We start from the raw sequence: 16,707 nt of genomic DNA, 5'->3' as shown, positions 1-16,707 counted from the left end.
CCCACCCGTCCCGGGAGGGGGCAGGGGGTCGGACCGGGTACGATTTCGGAGCCCGCGCCTCGGCGGGCCGACAGGAGCGGTGCCCGATGAAGAACTCCCGAGTGGTCTTCTACCTCATCGGAGGCGTCCTCATCCTCGGCTCCGGCATCTCGTCGGCGATGCGGGGCGACGTGTCCGTCCCCGACATCATCACGATCGTGTGCGGACTGGCGATCCTGGCGCTCGCCGCGTGGGAGTACTTCCGCGCGCAGAAGCGCGGGTCGGGCTCGGACGAGCCGAAGGTCGGGCCTCCGCACTGAGCCGCCCTCCCACGAGTCAGCGCCTGGAGAGCACGACACCGGCGACCACGAACGGAGCCGCGGCCAGCGCGATCGCAAGATGCCGGCGTCCGTGCGTCCCCGCGAACGGGATGACCGCGAGCGGCACCACCGCCGGAGCGAGTGCCGCGGCCGCGCGCGGATCCGACCTCAGCAGGGCGGCGAGGGCCGCGCCGGTCAGCGCCGACGTCGCGATGTACAGCGCGTGGTGGATCCAGTGCCAGCGCCCCGTCCGCACGGCACCCGTCGCGACCGCGGTCCCGAGCGCGCAGTTGGCGGAGTAGCTGACGGCGGCCGCGCTCATCCAGCCGCGGGCGGCGCTCACTCCGCAGGGCCCCGCGTCAGCAGCAGCCGGTACGGAGCCGCCCGCTCCACCCGCCAGCCCTCGGGCGCGACGGCGCGCAGCTCCGCCGCGGTGTAGCTGCGGCGCACCGACAGCGAGCCGTCGTAGTGCAGGAACGAGCCTGAGGCGAGCGGGCGCGTGGCGACGGAGTAGGCCGTGTAGGCCAGGCGCGAGCGCTCGATGTCGTTGTGGAGCGCGCGGGGAGCGAGCCGCGCGCTGTCCTCGAGGAGCGACGCGAGCGCCTCGGGAGTCAGATGGTGCAGCAGGTGGTTCGACACGACCAGGTCGAACTCCTCGCCCTCGTCGACCAGGTCGGCGCTGCTCGCCCGGCGGAACTCGACGCCCGGGGTGCCCGGCCGCGCGGTCGCGAAGGCGAAGGCGCGCTCGTCAGGATCGACGGCGGTGATCGCGAGTCGCATCCCGTCCTCGCGAGCCCAGCCCGCGAGGGCGAGAGCGACGTCGCCGCCGCCCGAGCCGATGTCGAGCAGCCTCGTGGGCTCGTGCTCGTCGAGCAGCGGGCGGATGCGGGAGCGGTACAGCCCGCGCCAGCCCGACACGAGGCGGTTCACGGCGCCGAAGCGCGCGTAGGTCGCGTCCAGGAGCGCCCGGTCGCACGCCGGGTCGTCCATCAGCTCCTGCGCCTCGAGCTCGCGGTGGCGGAGGTCCGGGGCGAGCGGCGCCCTCACTCCCCGCCCCGCTTCGTGAGCAGGCCCATCTCGACGGTGAGGCCCGGCCCGAACGCCATGGCGCCGATCCGCTCGCCGTCGGCCGCCTCGCCGTGCAGCAGGCGACGCAGGATGAACAGCACCGTCGCGCTCGACATGTTGCCGGCCGTGCGCAGCACCTCGCGCGACGGGTGCATCTGCTCGTCGTCGAGCTCGAGCGCGGTCTGCACGCGGTCGAGGATGCTGCGCCCGCCCGGGTGGACGGCCCAGCGCTGCACGCCCCGCGGTCCGGCCTCGCCGAGCAGCGGGGCCAGGGCCCCCGTGATGTTCTGGCCGATGATCGCCGGCACGTAGGTGCTCAGGCGCATCGTGAAGCCGTGGTCGCCGATCGTCCAGGCCATCTCGTCCTCGCCCTCGGGGGTGAGGGTCGTGTCGAGCGCGTCGATCTCGAGGACAGCGGTGCCCGGCTCCGGAGCGCGCGCGGTGACGACGGCCGCCGCGCCTCCGTCGGCGAACACCGAGGTGGCGACGATCTGCTCGGGATCGTTGGAGGACGTCAGGTGGATCGTGCAGATCTCGACGGCGACGACGAGGACGACCGCGTCCGGATCCGCCTCGCAGAACGCCTTCGCGGCGCGGAGCCCGGGGAAGGCGCCGTAGCAGCCCATGAAGCCGAGGTGGAAGCGCTGCGTCGACGGCGACAGGCCGAGGGCGCGGACCAGCTGGTAGTCGGGGCCCGGCGCGTAGAAGCCGGTGCACGAGACGGTGACGACGTGGGTCACGTCGTCGGCGGTCAGCGCCGCGGCCTCGAGGGCGCGTCGGGCGGAGTCGGCGAACAGCTCGGGCGCGCGGGCGGCGTAGAGCGCGTTGCGCGCCGCGGTGCCCGGATTCAGCACGGCGTTCGAGCGGGCGTCGTAGAAGACGCTCGCCCCCTCCCGCACCTCGCGGTCGAGCTCGTCGACCACGGTGTGCCGGGTCTCGATCGCCGACGCGTCGAACGCGGCGCCGAGGAGCCTCGAGCCGAGCCGGCTGATGCCCTCCTGCGAGGCGAAGAGGTCGCGCACGTCCCCCTGGCGCAGCACCGTCGCCGGTACGGCCGTCTCGATGCTGCGGATGTGCACGCTCACCCGCAGGAACCTATCCCAGGAACCTGCGGGTGAGCGCCGGTCGCCCGGATCAGAGGATCGGCTTCCCGCCGGTGACGGCGATCGTCGCCCCGCTCATGTAGCTGCCCTCGTCGGACGCGAGCAGGACGTAGGCGTGCGCGACCTCGGCCGGCTGGCCGGGACGGCCCAGCGGCACGTTCTCGCCGAACGAGGCGACCGCCTCCGGAGGCATCGTCGACGGGATCAGCGGGGTCCAGATCGGCCCGGGAGCGACCGCGTTCGCGCGGATGCCCTTCTCGCCGAGCGCCTGCGCGAACGAGCCGGTCATGCTGAGCATCGCCGACTTCGTGGCGGCGTAGGGGAGCAGCTGGTACGACGGCTGGTCGGACTGCACCGAGCTCGTCGCGATGATCGACGCGCCGGGCCGGAGGTGCGGGATCGCCGCCTTCACCAGGTGGAAGTAGGCGCTGAGGTTGGTCGCGATCGTCCGGTCCCACTCCTCGTCGGGGATGTCGGTGATCTCCTCGTGGCTCATCTGGAAGGCCGCGTTGCTGACGAGGACCTCGAGGTGGCCGAGGGTCTCGACGGTCTGCGAGACGGCGGCGCGGCACTGGGCGGGGTCGCGCAGGTCCCCGGGGAGCAGGAGTGCCTCCCGGCCCGCCTCGCGGACCCACTTAGCGGTGTCCTCGGCGTCCTCGTGCTCGTCGAGGTAGGCGATGGCCACGTCGGCGCCCTCGCGCGCGAACGCGATCGCGACCGCCTTGCCGATGCCGCTGTCCGCGCCGGTGACGAGGGCGACCTTGCCGCTGAGGCGGCCGGTGCCGCGGTAGCTCTCCTCGCCGTGGTCGGCCTTCGGGGTCAGCTCGGCCTCGGTGCCGGGCGGGGTCTGCTCAGGGGATTCCGGAGTCATGACTCTCCCTCTCGTGTCGGTGGGTGGGTCGTTCCATGGAAGCCGACAGCGGAGGGGGAGGGCAGGGGGTTGACGCTCCTCCGGGCTCGCACGAGCGGTGCGGATACGGACCGGAACGCCGCCGTTCCTCGTCAAGCCCGCGACACCGGGGCCCTGCAGGGCCTTGACTGTGCTCACCGCCGAACCCCGTCGGCGGTCCCCCAGGAGGTCGTCATGAGCATCCCCACCGACTCCGGTCGCGACAGCAGCGACCCGCGCCGCGACGACACGACGGCGCACGCCGCCGGAGAGACGCGCCGCTTCGAGACCGCCCCGCAGAGCGGGAGCGCGTCGAGCACCACCTCGTCGAGCACATCCGACCGGTCCGACTCATCGGGCGCCCCCGAGCACCGCGCGCCCGTAGATCGCGACTCGGCCGAGGCCAAGCAGGCCCGCGCCGCCACCCGCAAGGACATCCACGACCGCGAGCGCGAGCGCTTCGGCGGGCTCAAGATCGGCTGCGCCTTCTTCGGCTGGCTCGCCGCGACCGGCCTCGCGGTGATCCTCACCGCCCTGGTCACCGCGATCGGAGCGGCCGTCGTCGGCACGCAGGACGTCACCGCCGACCTCGCCGCCGACCCGGTCGCGTTCGGCTGGGCGGGCGCGATCGCGCTGCTGGTCATCCTCTTCGTCGCGTACTACTGCGGCGGCTACGTCGCCGGCCGCATGGCGCGCTTCAGCGGAGCGAAGCAGGGTGTGGCCGTGTGGGCGTGGGCCGTCGTGGTCACGATCCTCGTGGGCATCGCCTCGGCGCTGACCGGAGGCACCCAGGTGCTCTCGGCCGTCAGCAGCTTCCCGCGCATCCCGCTCGACGGGAGCGACGCGACCATCGCCGCGGTGCTGACGGCGCTCGCCGCCCTCGTCGTCGCGCTGATCGCCGCAGTGCTCGGCGGACTCGCCGGCATGCGCTTCCACCGCCGCGTCGACCGCGAGGGACTGGCCGGCCTCACCGTCTGACGCCTTCCGCGAGATGCCACTTCAGTACGGCCCGCCCGGCGGGTCGCGTACCGGAGTGGCATCTCGCCTACGCTCGCGGAGTGATCCCCCGCGCCGGTTCTCTCGCCCTCGACCTGCAGGAGTGGGCGGCCCCTGCTCCGCTCCTCGGCCTCCGTGACGAGTACCTCGCGTTCGTCGCCGAGCACGGGGAGGGGGCTCTCGAGCGCAGCCTCGGGCCCGAGCACATCACCGCGAGCTGCTTCGTGCTCTCGCCGGAGCTCGACCGCGTGCTGCTGTGCTTCCACGGCAAGGGCCGCTTCTGGGTGCAGCTGGGTGGACACATCGAGCCGGACGACGCCTCCGTGGCCGAGGCGGCTCTGCGCGAGGCGCGTGAGGAGAGCGGAGTCGCATCGCTCACTCCGCTTCGATCGCTGCCCCTCGACCTCGACCGGCACGGACTCGGCGACGGCTTCGGACGCTGCTCCCGGCACTGGGACATCGGCTACGGTGCGATCGCGGACCCGTCGGCACTCGTCGTGGTGAGCGACGAGAGCGAGGACGTGGCCTGGTTCCCCGTCGACGCCCTGCCCGAGGAGGTTCCGCCCGGATTCGCCGAGAGGCTGGCGGGTGCGGTGCGGGCCGCTCACGCGATCGAGCGTTCGTAACCGAGGACGGATCGCGCCGGACCAGCGCTGAAGAGGGCCTCAGCCACGCTCACCCTCGGTTGCGGGCGGGTCGCGCATCGCAGGTGGAGGACGATGGGGCGATGAGCACCCCGCAGCGCCCCGTCGTCGTCCTCGCGGGAGCGAGCGGCTTCCTCGGCACCGACCTCTCCCGCCGCTTCGAGCAGGCGGGCTGGACCGTGCGCCGCATCGGCCGATCGGGTCCGGATGCGCGCTGGGGCGACTCCGCCGGGCTCGTCCGCGCGGTCGACGGCGCACGCCTGCTCGTGAACCTGGCGGGGAAGAGCGTCGACTGCCGCTACACGGCCGCGAACCGCGCCGAGATCCTCCGCTCGCGCGTCGAGACCACCGCCGAGCTGCACCGCGCGGTCGCGGCGGCCGCGACTCCGCCGCCCGTGTGGATGAACTCGAGCACCGCGACGATCTACCGGCACGAGGAGGAGCGCGCGAACACCGAGGCAGACGGCGTGATCGGCGAGGGCTTCTCGGTCGACGTCGCCACGGCGTGGGAGCGGGCGTTCTTCTCGGGCGAGACGCCCGGCACGCGCCGCGTCGCGCTCCGGATGGCGATCGTGCTGGGCGACGGACCCGCGACCGGGATGCTGCTGCGCCTCGCGCGCCTCGGCCTCGGCGGACCGCAGTACGACGGCCGCTGGCCGGCGACCCGCGCGCGCCGGGCGGCGGGGGTGCACCACGAGTACCGAGCGACGCACGGCCGCCAGCACTTCAGCTGGATCCACGTCGAGGACGTGTTCCGCTCGATCCTGTTCCTGGAGGAGTCGTCGCTCGAGGGCCCGGTGAACCTCGCGTCCCCGAATCCCAGCGACAACACGGAGCTGTCGCGCCTGCTGCGCGCCGCCGTCGGTCGGCGGATCGGCCTGCCCGCGCCGCGCTTCGTCCTCGAGCCCGCGATGCTGCTGCTGCGCACCGAGCCCGAGCTCCTCCTCAAGAGCCGCTGGGTCGTCCCCGGCCGCCTGGAGGACGCCGGCTTCGCCTTCACCCACCCGGACCTCGGTGAGGCCCTTCGCGACGTCGCCGCCCCCGCCTGACCCGTCGTCTTATTCCGAGAGCCCGCGCAACGAAGGCCCACCGCTCCGATCCCAACACTTCCCCCGCTTCCGAGCCGCCCAGCCTTACTTCTGCAGCTCCGCCGTCGCGCGAGGCATCGGCCAGGCGAGCCGCCAGCCTCCGCAGGCACCAGTTCCTGGCTGCACCAGTCCCGGAAACCAGTAGTCCCGGGAGGCACTCGTCCCGGGCTGCATCAGTCCCGGGAGGCACTCGTCCCGGGCTGCATCAATCCCGGGTGGCACTAGTCCCGGGCTGCATCAGTCCTTGGGAACCTCTAGTCCCGGTAGGCACCGGTCCCGGGTTGCATCAGTCCCGAGAGGCACTAGTCCCGGGAGGCTCGAGTCCCGGGAGGCTCGAGTCCCGGGAGGCGCGCCTCCCGAATCCCCGCCCCGCGACGAGGCGAAGCCGAGAACGCGTGCGAGCGTTGTCGGCGAGCCGGACGCAGGACGCTCCTAACAACGCAACCGCTTTGAGAAGCCGACTGCGCCACGCCGCACAGGGGGCGGCGTGGACGACATCACGCGAAGCGGTCGCGCTACTGCGCGACGCGAAGCGCGATGTCGCGACGGTACTGCCCGCCGTCGAGGTGGATCAGGTCGAGGGCCTTGTAGGCGCGCGCCCGGGCCTCCGCGAAGTCCGCGCCCCGCGCGACCACGTTGAGCACGCGTCCGCCCGTGGCCACGAAGCGCCCGTCGACCAGCTGCGTCGCCGCGTGGGCGATGGTGACGCCGGGGACGGCCTCGGCCGCTTCGAGTCCGCTGATGCCGCGGCCGGTGACGGCGTTCTCGGGGTAGCCCTCGCTGGCGAGCACGACGGTCACGGCGACCTCGTCGGTGAAGGCGGGCCAGGGCACTGAGGCGAGCGAGCCCGTCGACGCGGCGAGGAGCAGCGCCGAGAGGGGCGAGGCCAGGCGCGGCAGCACGACCTGCGTCTCGGGGTCGCCGAAGCGCGCGTTGAACTCGATCACGCGGATGCCGGCCTCGGTGACGATGAGTCCGCAGTAGAGGAGTCCGACGAAGGGGGTGCGCTCGCGCTCGAGCTGGCGGATCGTCGGGATGGCGACGGTGTCGATGACCTCGTCGACGAAGGCGCGCTCGCTCGCCCAGCGGTCGGCGAGCCAGGGGAGGGGGGAGTAGGCGCCCATGCCGCCGGTGTTCGGGCCCTCGTCGCCGTCGCTGAGGCGCTTGTAGTCCTGGGCGGGGGAGAGCGGGACGACGTCGTGTCCGTCGGAGAGGAGGAAGAGCGAGACCTCCTGGCCGTCGAGGAACTCCTCGATGAGGACGTCGCCGGACTGCAGCCAGAACTCGGCGTGCGCGACGGCCGCGCTGTGCGACTCCGTCACGAGGACGCCCTTGCCGGCGGCGAGGCCGTCGGCCTTGACGACATACGGGGCGCCGAAGCCGTCGATGACGCGGGTCGCGTCGACCAGGGTCGAGACGCGGGTGGCGCGGCCGGTGGGGACGCGTGCCATGTCCATGACGCGCTTCGCAAAGGTCTTGGAGCCCTCGAGGGCGGCGGCGGCCTTGTCGGGGCCGAAGGTGGGGATGCGGCGCTGACGGAGGGCGTCGGCCACTCCGGCGACCAGCGGCGCCTCCGGGCCGATGACGACGAGCTCGATGCCCTGCTCGAGCGCGAAGTCGGTGACGAGGCGGGGGCTGTTGGTGTCGAAGTGGATGACCTCGACGTCGCGCGCGATGCCCGCGTTGCCGGGCGCGGCGATGATCTCGTGCTGCTCCTCCTCTGCGAGGAGAGCCGTGATGATGGCGTGCTCACGGGCACCCGAACCGAGGACGAGGATCTTCACCTGAACAGGATAGGCCCGGGTCGTCGCGGGGCGGACTCACTCCGTCACGCCTCCTTCATGCCGGGATCGCACGCCCGCGAGATGCCACTCCGGTACGCCTCCTGCGGCGTGTCCCGAGCGCAAGTGGCATCTCGCGGAGCGGGATTCCCGGGCGGTGGGCACGGCAGGATGGACGCATGGCCAAGGGGAAGATCGACGAGGCGTCCGGTCAGGGCGCGGTGCGCGCGGCGCTCGCCGGAGCGACGGACCGCACCACCACCGCGACCGCCGTGCGGTTCCTCCTGCAGATCATCGAGACGCGGGTGCCCGGCCGCAGCGTCGAGGTGCGCGTCCCTCCGTTCGGCGCCGCGCAGTGCGTCGAGGGCCCCGGGCACACCCGCGGCACCCCGCCCAACGTCATCGAGATGGATGCGGCGACCTGGCTGCGCCTCGCGACCGGCGACCTGCCCTGGGCCGAGGGCCTCGCGAGCGGCCGGATCCACGCGTCGGGGGTGCGGGCGGACCTCACGCCGTTCCTCCCCCTCCTCCGCGTCGGCTGACCGCGAGCGCACTCCCTCCGCGTCGGCTGGGAGAACCCCGGCAGTCGTCGGATTAACTTCTCGTAAACGACCCCCGCGGACCGCGGACAGGCGTTTGACCTGAGGCCGACCCTCGGCTTGGCTGGGAAAGTTCCCCTCATGCGGCCGGAGTCCTCTCCGAATCGCCGCTCGACGCTTGGAGATCTCGACCAGATGCGAAGCACTACCCCCGGCCGTCGACGCGGCCTGATCAGAACACTCTCGGTGACGGCAGTCGGTGCCGTCGCCGGCGCCGCGATGCTCGGCGCCGCTCCTGCGATGGCCGCCGAGGGCGACATCGCGATCGACGTCCTGTCGATCAACGACTTCCACGGCCGGATCGAGGCCAACGGCACGGTCGCCGGCGCGGCGGTCCTCGCCGGCGCGGTCGACTCCTACCGTGCCGCCAACCCCAACACGCTCTTCGTGTCGGCCGGCGACAACATCGGCGCCTCGACCTTCACCTCCAAGGTGCAGGACGACCAGCCGACCCTCGACGTCCTTAACGAGATGGGCCTGGACGTCAGCACGCTGGGCAACCACGAGTTCGACAAGGGCCGCTCGGACGTCGACGGCCGCGTGAGCGACGAGTCCGACTTCCCGTACGTGAACGCGAACCTCTTCGACACCGCGACGGGCGAGCGCGCGTACGACCCCTACTTCCTCGCCGAGCAGGAGGGCGTCTCGGTCGCCTTCATCGGAGCGATGACCGAGGACCTCGGCACGCTGGTCAGTCCCGGCGGCATCTCGACCCTCTCGATCGAGCCGATCGTCGAGAACGTCAACGAGGTCGCGACCGCGCTCCAGGACGGCGACGACGCCAACGGCGAGGCCGACGTGATCGTGCTGCTCCTCCACGAGGGCGCCGACGCCGGTGCGGCGGACGCGGGCACCCCCGCCGCCGACCCCAAGTTCGGTGCGATCGTCACCGGAGTCGCTCCGAACGTCGACGCGATCGTCTCGGGTCACAGCCACCAGGAGTACAACGCGACCGTCGACGGCGGACGCGCGTTCCCGACGATCGTGTCGCAGACCGGCAGCTACGCCGAGAACATCGGCCACATGGCGCTGACCGTGGACCCGACGACCAAGGAGCTCACCTCGCTCACCAGCGAGGTCGTGCCGCTGACCGTCGAGGTCGACGACCCCGAGTCCGACGACGCCGCCGACACGATCTTCGTCGGAGCCTTCGACGCCGATCCCGCCGTCACCTCGATCGTCGAGGCCGCTCAGGCCGTCGCCGTCGACGAGGGCAGCGTGAAGGTCGGCACCATCACCGATGACATCTCCCGCGCCTACCGCGAGGACGGCCAGACCAACCGCGGCTCCGAGTCGACGCTGGGCAACCTCGTCGCCGACGCGCAGCTCTGGGCCACCAGCGAGCTGGGCACCGAGATCGCCTTCACCAACGCCGGCGGACTCCGCGACGACCTGCTCTTCGCGGGAGACTCCACCGTGCCCGGTGACGCCGACGGCGTCGTGACCTACGCCGAGGCGTCCGACGCCCAGCCGTTCGCCAACACGCTCGTCACGCTGCAGCTGACCGGCGCGCAGATCAAGGCCCTGCTCGAGGAGCAGTGGGTCGGGAGCGCCGCGCACCCGCAGCTCAAGCTCGCCACCTCGGCCGCGCTGACCTACGTCTTCGACCCGGCCGCCCCGCAGGGCGAGCACATCTCGGAGGTCTTCTTCGAGAACGTGCCCGTCGACCCGGCGCAGACCTTCACCGTCGTGACGAACAACTTCCTCTCGACCGGTGGCGACGGATTCAGCACCTTCACCGAGGGGACCGGCACCGCCGACTCCGGCCGGATCGACCTCGACGCGTTCGTCGCCTACATCCAGGACCTCGGCACCGTGAGCCCGGACCCCGTCCAGCGCTCGATCGGCCTCACCGAGAACATCCCGGACTCGGGTGAGTACGCCGTCGGCGACACGATGACGGTCGACCTCTCGTCGCTCCTGTTCAGCACGGGTGCGCCGACCGACACCACGGTCACCGCGAGCGTCGACGGCACCGAGGTCGGCACCGCGCCGATCGACCCGACCCGCGCCGTCACCGACGACTCGACCGGCCGCGCATCGTTCAGCGTCCCGATCGCCGAGAGCCTGGCCGGCGGCACGCACACCGCGTCCTTCGCCCTCGAGGAGACCGGCGTCACCGTGAGCGTCGACTTCGCGGTCGCCGACGCGGGCGTCGCGCCGGCCCCGGTCCCGGAGCCGACCGAGACCACGGTCCCGACGACTCCCGCCGCCCCGACGAAGCCCGTCGCCGGCAGCCCGACCGGCGGTGGCGCGCACCAGCTCGCCGCGACCGGATTCGACACGACCCCGGCCCTGCTGGCCGGTGCCGTCGCCCTCCTGCTCGGAGCGGCGATGAGCGTGGCGCACCTGCGCCGCCGCACCGTCTCGAAGTAGTACTGCAGCGCACGACGACGGGCCCTCGACTCCGGTCGGGGGCCCTTCGTCGTCCCGGGAACGCGGAAACGCCGCCTCCCCGAGGGGACGGCGGCGTTCGGGCGCGAGTGCTGTCGCGGAGCGCGGGGCTCAGCGCTGCGTCGGGACCTGACGGTAGCCGTCGCGGCGGGTGACGAGCACGGTCGCGACGGCGCCCCAGGCGGAGACTCCGGCGAGGAGGGCGACGATTGCGATGCTCATGACTGTTCTGCCTTTCGTTGTGGCGGAACGTGATCCATCCGCCGGGATGCTGTGTACAACGTCCACTCTGGCCACTCCTGTTCCTTAGGACAATCGACGTGTTCTTGCCCTGACGTGTAGCGTTGCTTCATGGACGTGCGGCGGCTGGAACTGCTCAGGGAGCTCTCGATGCGGCGCTCGATCACCGCGGTCGCGGAGGCGACGCACCGCACTCCCTCCGCCGTCTCGCAGCAGCTCAAGGTGCTCGAGCGCGAGGCGGGCGTGCCCCTGATCGAGCGGTCGGGCCGCGGAGTGGTCCTCACGGGAGCCGGCCGCGAGCTCGCCCGGAGCGCCACCGAGATCGCCATCGCGCTCGAGCGCGCGGACGCCGTCTGGCAGACCTTCAAGAACAACCCGATCGGCGAGGTCACGATCGCCACCTTCCCGACCGCGGGGCAGATGCTCCTGCCCGAGGCGCTCGTGGCGCTGCGGAGCGTGGAGGGACTCGTCGTGCAGTGCGAGGACGTGGATCCGGGCACCGACGAGTTCGCCGACCTCACCGCCGACTTCGACATCGTGCTCGGCCACTCGCCGACCGGCCGCAGCGCCTGGGCGGGCCGGGGTCTCGCGATGGCGGAGCTGATGGTGGAGCCGCTGGACATCGCCCTTCCGATCGGGCACCGGCTCGCGGAGCGGGCCACGGTGACGGCCGCGGACCTGGTCGGCGAGACCTGGATCGGCGTACCGGACGGATTCCCGTTCGAGAGCGTCATGCAGGAGATCGAGACGGCGTCGGGCGAGGCCGTGCGCGTCGAGCAGCGCTTCGCGTCGACCCGCGTGACGGAGGCGTTCGTCGCGGCCGGGCTCGGCATCGCGGTGCTGCCGCGCTACACCGCGGGCGCTCCCGGTATCGTCGTGAAGCCCCTCCGCGGGGTCAGCTCGGTGCGGCACATCGTGGCGCTCATGCGGCCCGACCGCGCCGAGCGGCTGTCGGTCCGGACGGTCGTGCGCGAGCTGCGCGCGCAGGCGGGGCGCCTGGTCCACGCGATGTGAGCCGCTCCTTCGCTGGGTGCGGGCTGTCGTGCCGACCGCCGAGGGACTGATGGACGCCCGGTCGCCGAGGTGCGCGGGCGAGTGGTCGCGGAACGGGGCCTGCAGTGTCGACCGAGCCCGTCGGGCGTCCACTCACGGCACCAGGTCGGGCCGAGTGGTCGCGGAACGGGGCCTGCGGTGTCGATGCAGCCCGTCGGGCGTCCACTCGCGGAGCCGGACGGTGCCGAGGGTGGAAGCGGCCCGATGCCGCGCGCTGTTCGCCCGCACCGGACACGGTCCCCTCCGAGGCCGGCACAGGGGAGAATGGAGGCATGACCGATCCGCTCGACACTCCGCAGCACTCCGACGACGTCGAGGTGACCCGCGAAGAGGTCGAGGTGCGCCGGAGCCCGCGCATCTGGCGCATCCTGGCGCTCGGCGCCGGACTCGGCGCGATCACCGCGTTCGTGCTCACCTTCGCCCTGCCCGAGACGCAGGGCTTCTCGCAGGGCCAGGTCTTCGGCTTCAGCCTGCTGCTGTTCGTGACGCTCTTCGGGGCCCTCGCGGGGCTGATCGTCGTGATCCTCGACCGCGTCGTCGGACGCAAGGTGGTCCGCCGGACCGCCGAGCGCACGGTCGCCCGCGAGGGCGCCTCCGAGGACCCGGAGGCGGACGGCGGCTCCGCGCAGGAGCCGGGCACCGCCGTCCGCTGACGGATCGGCTCAGCGGCCCTTGCGCGCGGTCCTGCGCGCGGCGTTCTGCATCGTGCGCTTCGCCTTCTGCGACTTCGTCAGCTTGCGTGCGATGAACATCAGCACGTAGGGGATCAGGCGGTAGATCACGGGAGGCTCCTCGTCTGCGCGCCCGGGTGGCGCACGCAGACGAGTCTGGACGCCGCGGAGCCGACCGGGCACCCGGTTGCGGAGGCTCGGAGCGTGTGCTGGTGGCGAGCGCGCTCAGCGGCCTCGATGCGCGGGATCAGCTGAGCTGCGTGCGCTCGACCCAGTCCAGGTACTCCGGAGTCACGGTGCCCGTGATGTACTCGCCCGTGAAGCAGCTGGTCTCGAGATCGGTGACGTCGGACCCCTCGAGGATCGCCGCCTTCATGTCGGCGACCTCCTGGTAGATCAGGTAGTCGGCGCCGATCGCCTCCGAGATCTCGGGGATCCGGCGGTTGTGGGCGACGAGCTCCTGCCGCGAGGGCATGTTGATGCCGTACACGTGCGGGTAGCGCACGGGCGGGGCGGCGGAGGCGAACGTGACCGTGTTCGCTCCGGCCGTGCGCGCCATGTCGACGATCTCCTTCGAGGTCGTGCCGCGCACGATCGAGTCGTCCACGATCAGCACGTTCTTGCCCTTGAACTCGCTCGACATCGCGTTGAGCTTCTGGCGCACCGACTTCTTGCGCACCGCCTGCCCGGGCATGATGAACGTCCGGCCGACGTAGCGGTTCTTGTAGAAGCCCTCGCGGTACTCGATGCCGAGCTTCTGCGCGACCTGCATCGCGGCGGGGCGGGACGAGTCCGGGATGGGCATGACGACGTCGATCGCTCCGCCCGGCGTGTAGGCGGCGATCGTGTCGGCGAGGCGGTCGCCCAGGCGCAGGCGCGCCTCGTAGACCGAGATGCCCGACATCACGGAGTCGGGGCGCGCGAGGTAGACGTACTCGAACGAGCACGGGATGAGGCGGGGGTCCTTCGCGCACTGGCGGCTCGCCATGCGGCCGTCGGGAGTGATGAAGATCGCCTCGCCGGGAGCGACGTCGCGCACGATCTCGAAGCCCTGGGCCTCGAGCACGAGCGACTCGGAGGCGACGACCCAGTCGTCGGTCGCGCCGACGTTGGAGCGGCGGCCGACGATCAGCGGGCGGATGCCGAAGGGGTCGCGGAACGCGAGGAGGCCCACCCCGGCGATCAGCGCGATGGTGGCGTAGGAGCCCTCGACGCGCTCGTGCACGCGGGCGACCGCGTCGAACACCTCGTCGGCGTCGAGGTCGCGGCCCGAGATCGACGCCTGCAGCTCGTTGGCGAGGACGTTGACCAGCAGCTCGGTGTCGGACGTGGTGTTGAGGTGGCGGCGGTCGACGCGGAAGAGCTCCTCGGTGAGCTCTCGCGTGTTCGTCAGGTTGCCGTTGTGGACGAGGATGATGCCGTACGGCGCGTTCACGTAGAACGGCTGCGCCTCCTCCTCGCGCTCCGCGTTTCCCTTCGTGGCGTAGCGGACGTGCCCGAGGCCCATGGTTCCGAGCAGCGAGCGCATGTCGCGCGTGCGGAACGCCTCACGGACCTGCCCCGCCGCCTTCTTGATGTGGAGGGTGCTGCCGTCGGCCGTCGCGATGCCGGTCGAATCCTGACCGCGGTGCTGCAGGAGCGACAGGCTGTCGTAGATGGACTGGTTGACGGGTCCCGAGGAGACGATTCCTACGATTCCGCACATGCCGGATGGGCTCCCAATCGGGTAGCAGGGGGGGATGACGGTCCATCCTGACACGTGGGGGACGCATCCCCTAATGGTTCGCCCTGGGCGGATCGGCCGGTGCGCGGCGGTGCGGAGGCACCCTGTCGGGCGGATCCGCCGGGCCTGCGTCGAGGCGGAGGAGGCCCCTCGCGGACTCTCGGCGAGGCGGGCCAGTCGGTAGGGTCGTCGCGTGAGTGATGAGACGAGCAGCTACGCCCGCGCCGGAGTCGACACCGCGGCGGGTGATCTCGCGGTCGAGCTGATGAAGTCGGCCGTGTCGGCGACGCACGACCGCCACGTGCTCGGCGGAGTCGGCGGGTTCGCCGGCCTCTACGACGTGTCGTTCCTCAAGGACTTCCGCGCGCCGCTGCTCGCGACCTCGACCGACGGCGTCGGCACGAAGGTCGCGCTCGCGCAGGCGATCGACAAGCACGACACGATCGGCCAGGACCTCGTGGGCATGGTCGTCGACGACATCGTCGTGGTCGGCGCCCGTCCCCTCTTCATGACCGACTACATCGCCTGCGGCAAGGTCGTCCCGGCGCGCATCGCCGACATCGTGGCCGGCATCGCGCGGGCATGCTCCGCTACCGGCACCGCGCTCGTCGGCGGCGAGACGGCCGAGCACCCGGGGCTCCTCGGGCCCGACGACTACGACGTGGCCGGAGCGGCGACCGGAGTCGTCGAGGCGGACGCCGTGCGCGGGGCCGACCGCGTGCAGGACGGCGACGTCGTGATCGCGATGGCCTCCTCCGGACTGCACTCGAACGGGTACTCGCTCGTGCGCCACATCCTCGCCGAGCGCGGCATCGGCTTCACCGACCGCTCGGCCGAGCTCGGCGGAGTGGTGGGCGAGGTGCTGCTCGAGCCCACCCGCCTCTACACGCGGCCGCTGCTCGACGTGCTCGAGCACGAGACGCTCGGGTCGGCCGTGCACTCGATCAGCCACGTGACCGGAGGCGGCATCGCCGCGAACCTCGCTCGCGTGCTCCCGCGGGGCTCGTGGGTCGAGGTCGAGCGGTCGACCTGGAGCCCGTCGGACGTGTTCCGCGCGCTCGCCGGAATGTCGGGCGCGACACTCGAGAGCACGGAGGGCACCTGGAACCTCGGCATCGGGATGTTCGCCGTGGTCGACGCGGAGGCGGCGGCGCCGGTCATCGCCTCACTCGAGGCGTCGGGCGTGCCGTCGTGGATCGCGGGGCGCGTGTCGACGAGCACCCGCTCGTTCGAGGGCTTCGAGCAGGGCGCCAAGGGCGTCGACGGCGGCGCGGTGCGCCTGGTCGGGGCGTACGCGGGCTGACGCCGGGGCAGTTCTCGCTGGTCGAGTAGCCGCCGCAGGCGGCGTATCGAGACCGGCGTCTCCGGGAGGGTGGATCTCGATACGCCCGCTAGGCGGGCTACTCGATCAGCAAGGACGGGCGGGCGTCAGGCCGGGCGGTGGTGCTGGGAGCGGGCGTGCGCACGCTCCCAGGCGTGCTCGTGGCGGGTCAGCAGCCAGGAGCCCCAGGCGCAGAGGGCGAAGGCGGCGGCCGTCGCCAGCAGCACCGTGATCCAGGTCGGAGCGTCCCGGCTGACCAGGAGTTTCGCCGCCGCGATGAGCACGCCCAGGGCCGAGCCCGAGCTCGTGCCGAGCACGAACGCGGAGTCGCTGCGGTTCACGGCGCGGACGGACACCATGCCCGCCACCGCGCCGACTCCGCCGCAGAGGCCGATGCCCGCTCCCGAGAGGACGCCCATCAGCATCCCGAAGCTCACGAGCGCCGACGGGTCGAGCGGACCGGACGCGAGCGCGGCCGGCAGGTAGAGCACCAGGGCGACGGCGGCGCCGACAGCGCCTCCGACGAGGACCGCACCCACCAGGAGGGCGGCGGTGACGTAGCTGAGCCGTGCGACAGGGTGCACGGATCCTTCGGGTTCGAACATCGCGGCTCCATCGACGCGAGCGCGCGGACCGTTCCACGCGCCGTCCTCGGACACTACGCCGGGCGGAGTCGGCGCGGAACGGGCTTGCGGCGGCGCCGGGTCACTCTTCCGTCTGCCGCGGGGGGCTTCGGCTGCTCCTCGAGGCGCTGGGTAGTTCCCCGTGATGCACGAGCAGCGCGCGCCGGAGCCGGACGACGGGCTCGCTCCGATGCTCCGAGTGCGTCGGGCACCCG

Annotated in this window: 16 protein-coding genes; 9 read left to right on the top strand and 7 right to left on the bottom strand. The window is 72.3% G+C overall.

Going from position 1 to position 16,707, the window contains the following annotated elements; all coding sequences use genetic code 11:
- The first annotated feature begins 86 nt into the window (after positions 1-86).
- A complete protein-coding gene (locus ASF46_RS16385; protein WP_056868510.1) occupies positions 87-299 on the top strand; it encodes a hypothetical protein in 213 nt (70 codons plus the stop codon).
- A gap of 16 nt (positions 300-315) precedes the next feature.
- On the opposite strand, the gene ASF46_RS16380 is transcribed toward ASF46_RS16385, so the two are convergent.
- The 4 genes from ASF46_RS16380 to ASF46_RS16365 are packed head-to-tail and all read right to left on the bottom strand — an operon-like array spanning position 316 to position 3,341.
- A complete protein-coding gene (locus tag ASF46_RS16380; RefSeq protein ID WP_235576979.1) occupies positions 316-642 on the bottom strand; it encodes a hypothetical protein in 327 nt (108 codons plus the stop codon).
- Positions 639-1,346 (bottom strand): class I SAM-dependent methyltransferase, encoded by a 708-nt coding sequence (locus ASF46_RS16375; RefSeq protein ID WP_235576978.1) that lies wholly within the window; start codon positions 1,344-1,346, stop codon positions 639-641. The genes ASF46_RS16380 and ASF46_RS16375 overlap by 4 nt, the downstream gene beginning before the upstream one ends.
- The gene (locus ASF46_RS16370; RefSeq protein WP_056868508.1) at positions 1,343-2,452 is read right to left on the bottom strand and encodes a type III polyketide synthase; all 1,110 of its coding nucleotides are present in this window, start codon (positions 2,450-2,452) and stop codon (positions 1,343-1,345) included. Before ASF46_RS16370 ends, ASF46_RS16375 begins: the two co-directional genes overlap by 4 nt.
- Before the next feature lie 49 nt (positions 2,453-2,501).
- Positions 2,502-3,341, bottom strand: a complete 840-nt coding sequence (locus ASF46_RS16365) for an SDR family oxidoreductase (protein ID WP_056868507.1) — start codon at positions 3,339-3,341, stop codon at positions 2,502-2,504.
- Positions 3,342-3,554: 213 nt separating this feature from the next.
- Here ASF46_RS16365 and ASF46_RS16360 point away from each other — a divergent pair, with 213 nt between their 5' ends.
- The 3 genes from ASF46_RS16360 (at position 3,555) to ASF46_RS16350 (ending at position 6,048) form a co-directional block, all read left to right on the top strand.
- Positions 3,555-4,337 carry a hypothetical protein gene (locus ASF46_RS16360; protein ID WP_056868506.1) on the top strand — a complete coding sequence of 261 codons (783 nt, stop codon included), beginning with the start codon at positions 3,555-3,557 and terminating at the stop codon, positions 4,335-4,337.
- Positions 4,338-4,417: 80 nt separating this feature from the next.
- Positions 4,418-4,981: an NUDIX hydrolase gene (locus tag ASF46_RS16355; RefSeq protein ID WP_235576977.1), complete on the top strand. Its 564-nt coding sequence runs from the start codon at positions 4,418-4,420 to the stop codon at positions 4,979-4,981.
- A gap of 101 nt (positions 4,982-5,082) precedes the next feature.
- Positions 5,083-6,048: an epimerase gene (locus tag ASF46_RS16350; RefSeq protein ID WP_056868505.1), complete on the top strand. Its 966-nt coding sequence runs from the start codon at positions 5,083-5,085 to the stop codon at positions 6,046-6,048.
- Between the two features lie 554 nt (positions 6,049-6,602).
- Here ASF46_RS16350 and purD read toward each other — a convergent pair.
- A complete protein-coding gene (gene purD, locus ASF46_RS16345) occupies positions 6,603-7,871 on the bottom strand; it encodes a phosphoribosylamine--glycine ligase (RefSeq protein WP_056868504.1) in 1,269 nt (422 codons plus the stop codon).
- Between the two features lie 176 nt (positions 7,872-8,047).
- Between purD and ASF46_RS16340 the strand changes: the two genes are divergently transcribed.
- From ASF46_RS16340 to ASF46_RS16325, 4 genes are all read left to right on the top strand, one after another.
- Positions 8,048-8,410, top strand: coding sequence for a sterol carrier family protein (locus ASF46_RS16340; protein ID WP_055789224.1), 363 nt, complete (start codon positions 8,048-8,050; stop codon positions 8,408-8,410).
- Between the two features lie 243 nt (positions 8,411-8,653).
- On the top strand, positions 8,654-10,843 hold the full coding sequence (locus tag ASF46_RS16335) for a bifunctional metallophosphatase/5'-nucleotidase (RefSeq protein ID WP_235576976.1): 2,190 nt from the start codon (positions 8,654-8,656) through the stop codon (positions 10,841-10,843).
- A 369-nt stretch (positions 10,844-11,212) separates the two neighbouring features.
- Positions 11,213-12,115, top strand: coding sequence for a LysR family transcriptional regulator (locus tag ASF46_RS16330; protein ID WP_056868503.1), 903 nt, complete (start codon positions 11,213-11,215; stop codon positions 12,113-12,115).
- Positions 12,116-12,426: 311 nt separating this feature from the next.
- Positions 12,427-12,807 (top strand): hypothetical protein, encoded by a 381-nt coding sequence (locus tag ASF46_RS16325; protein WP_056868502.1) that lies wholly within the window; start codon positions 12,427-12,429, stop codon positions 12,805-12,807.
- 265 nt (positions 12,808-13,072) lie between these two features.
- On the opposite strand, the gene purF is transcribed toward ASF46_RS16325, so the two are convergent.
- Positions 13,073-14,530, bottom strand: a complete 1,458-nt coding sequence (purF, locus tag ASF46_RS16320) for an amidophosphoribosyltransferase (protein ID WP_056868501.1) — start codon at positions 14,528-14,530, stop codon at positions 13,073-13,075.
- Between the two features lie 211 nt (positions 14,531-14,741).
- Here purF and purM point away from each other — a divergent pair, with 211 nt between their 5' ends.
- Positions 14,742-15,851 (top strand): phosphoribosylformylglycinamidine cyclo-ligase, encoded by a 1,110-nt coding sequence (gene purM, locus ASF46_RS16315; protein ID WP_056868500.1) that lies wholly within the window; start codon positions 14,742-14,744, stop codon positions 15,849-15,851.
- A 125-nt stretch (positions 15,852-15,976) separates the two neighbouring features.
- Here purM and ASF46_RS16310 read toward each other — a convergent pair whose 3' ends face one another.
- Positions 15,977-16,453 carry a hypothetical protein gene (locus ASF46_RS16310; RefSeq protein WP_157602627.1) on the bottom strand — a complete coding sequence of 159 codons (477 nt, stop codon included), beginning with the start codon at positions 16,451-16,453 and terminating at the stop codon, positions 15,977-15,979.
- Between the last annotated feature and the right edge of the window lie 254 nt (positions 16,454-16,707).

The sequence above is a fragment of the Rathayibacter sp. Leaf296 genome, assembly GCF_001423045.1.
Lineage (GTDB): Bacteria > Actinomycetota > Actinomycetes > Actinomycetales > Microbacteriaceae > Rathayibacter > Rathayibacter caricis.
Note: the sequence above shows the minus strand (reverse complement) of the source record. Positions and strands in the feature narration are given on the sequence as shown.

Excerpts from the sequence above, each read along its gene's own strand:
- ASF46_RS16385 (WP_056868510.1), top strand. The coding sequence starts at position 87 with ATGAAGAACTCCCGAGTGGTCTTCTACCTCATCGGAGGCGTCCTCATC.
- ASF46_RS16365 (WP_056868507.1), bottom strand. The coding sequence starts at position 3,341 with ATGACTCCGGAATCCCCTGAGCAGACCCCGCCCGGCACCGAGGCCGAG.
- ASF46_RS16360 (WP_056868506.1), top strand. The coding sequence starts at position 3,555 with ATGAGCATCCCCACCGACTCCGGTCGCGACAGCAGCGACCCGCGCCGC.
- ASF46_RS16350 (WP_056868505.1), top strand. The coding sequence starts at position 5,083 with ATGAGCACCCCGCAGCGCCCCGTCGTCGTCCTCGCGGGAGCGAGCGGC.
- ASF46_RS16340 (WP_055789224.1), top strand. The coding sequence starts at position 8,048 with ATGGCCAAGGGGAAGATCGACGAGGCGTCCGGTCAGGGCGCGGTGCGC.
- ASF46_RS16330 (WP_056868503.1), top strand. The coding sequence starts at position 11,213 with ATGGACGTGCGGCGGCTGGAACTGCTCAGGGAGCTCTCGATGCGGCGC.
- ASF46_RS16325 (WP_056868502.1), top strand. The coding sequence starts at position 12,427 with ATGACCGATCCGCTCGACACTCCGCAGCACTCCGACGACGTCGAGGTG.
- purF (WP_056868501.1), bottom strand. The coding sequence starts at position 14,530 with ATGTGCGGAATCGTAGGAATCGTCTCCTCGGGACCCGTCAACCAGTCC.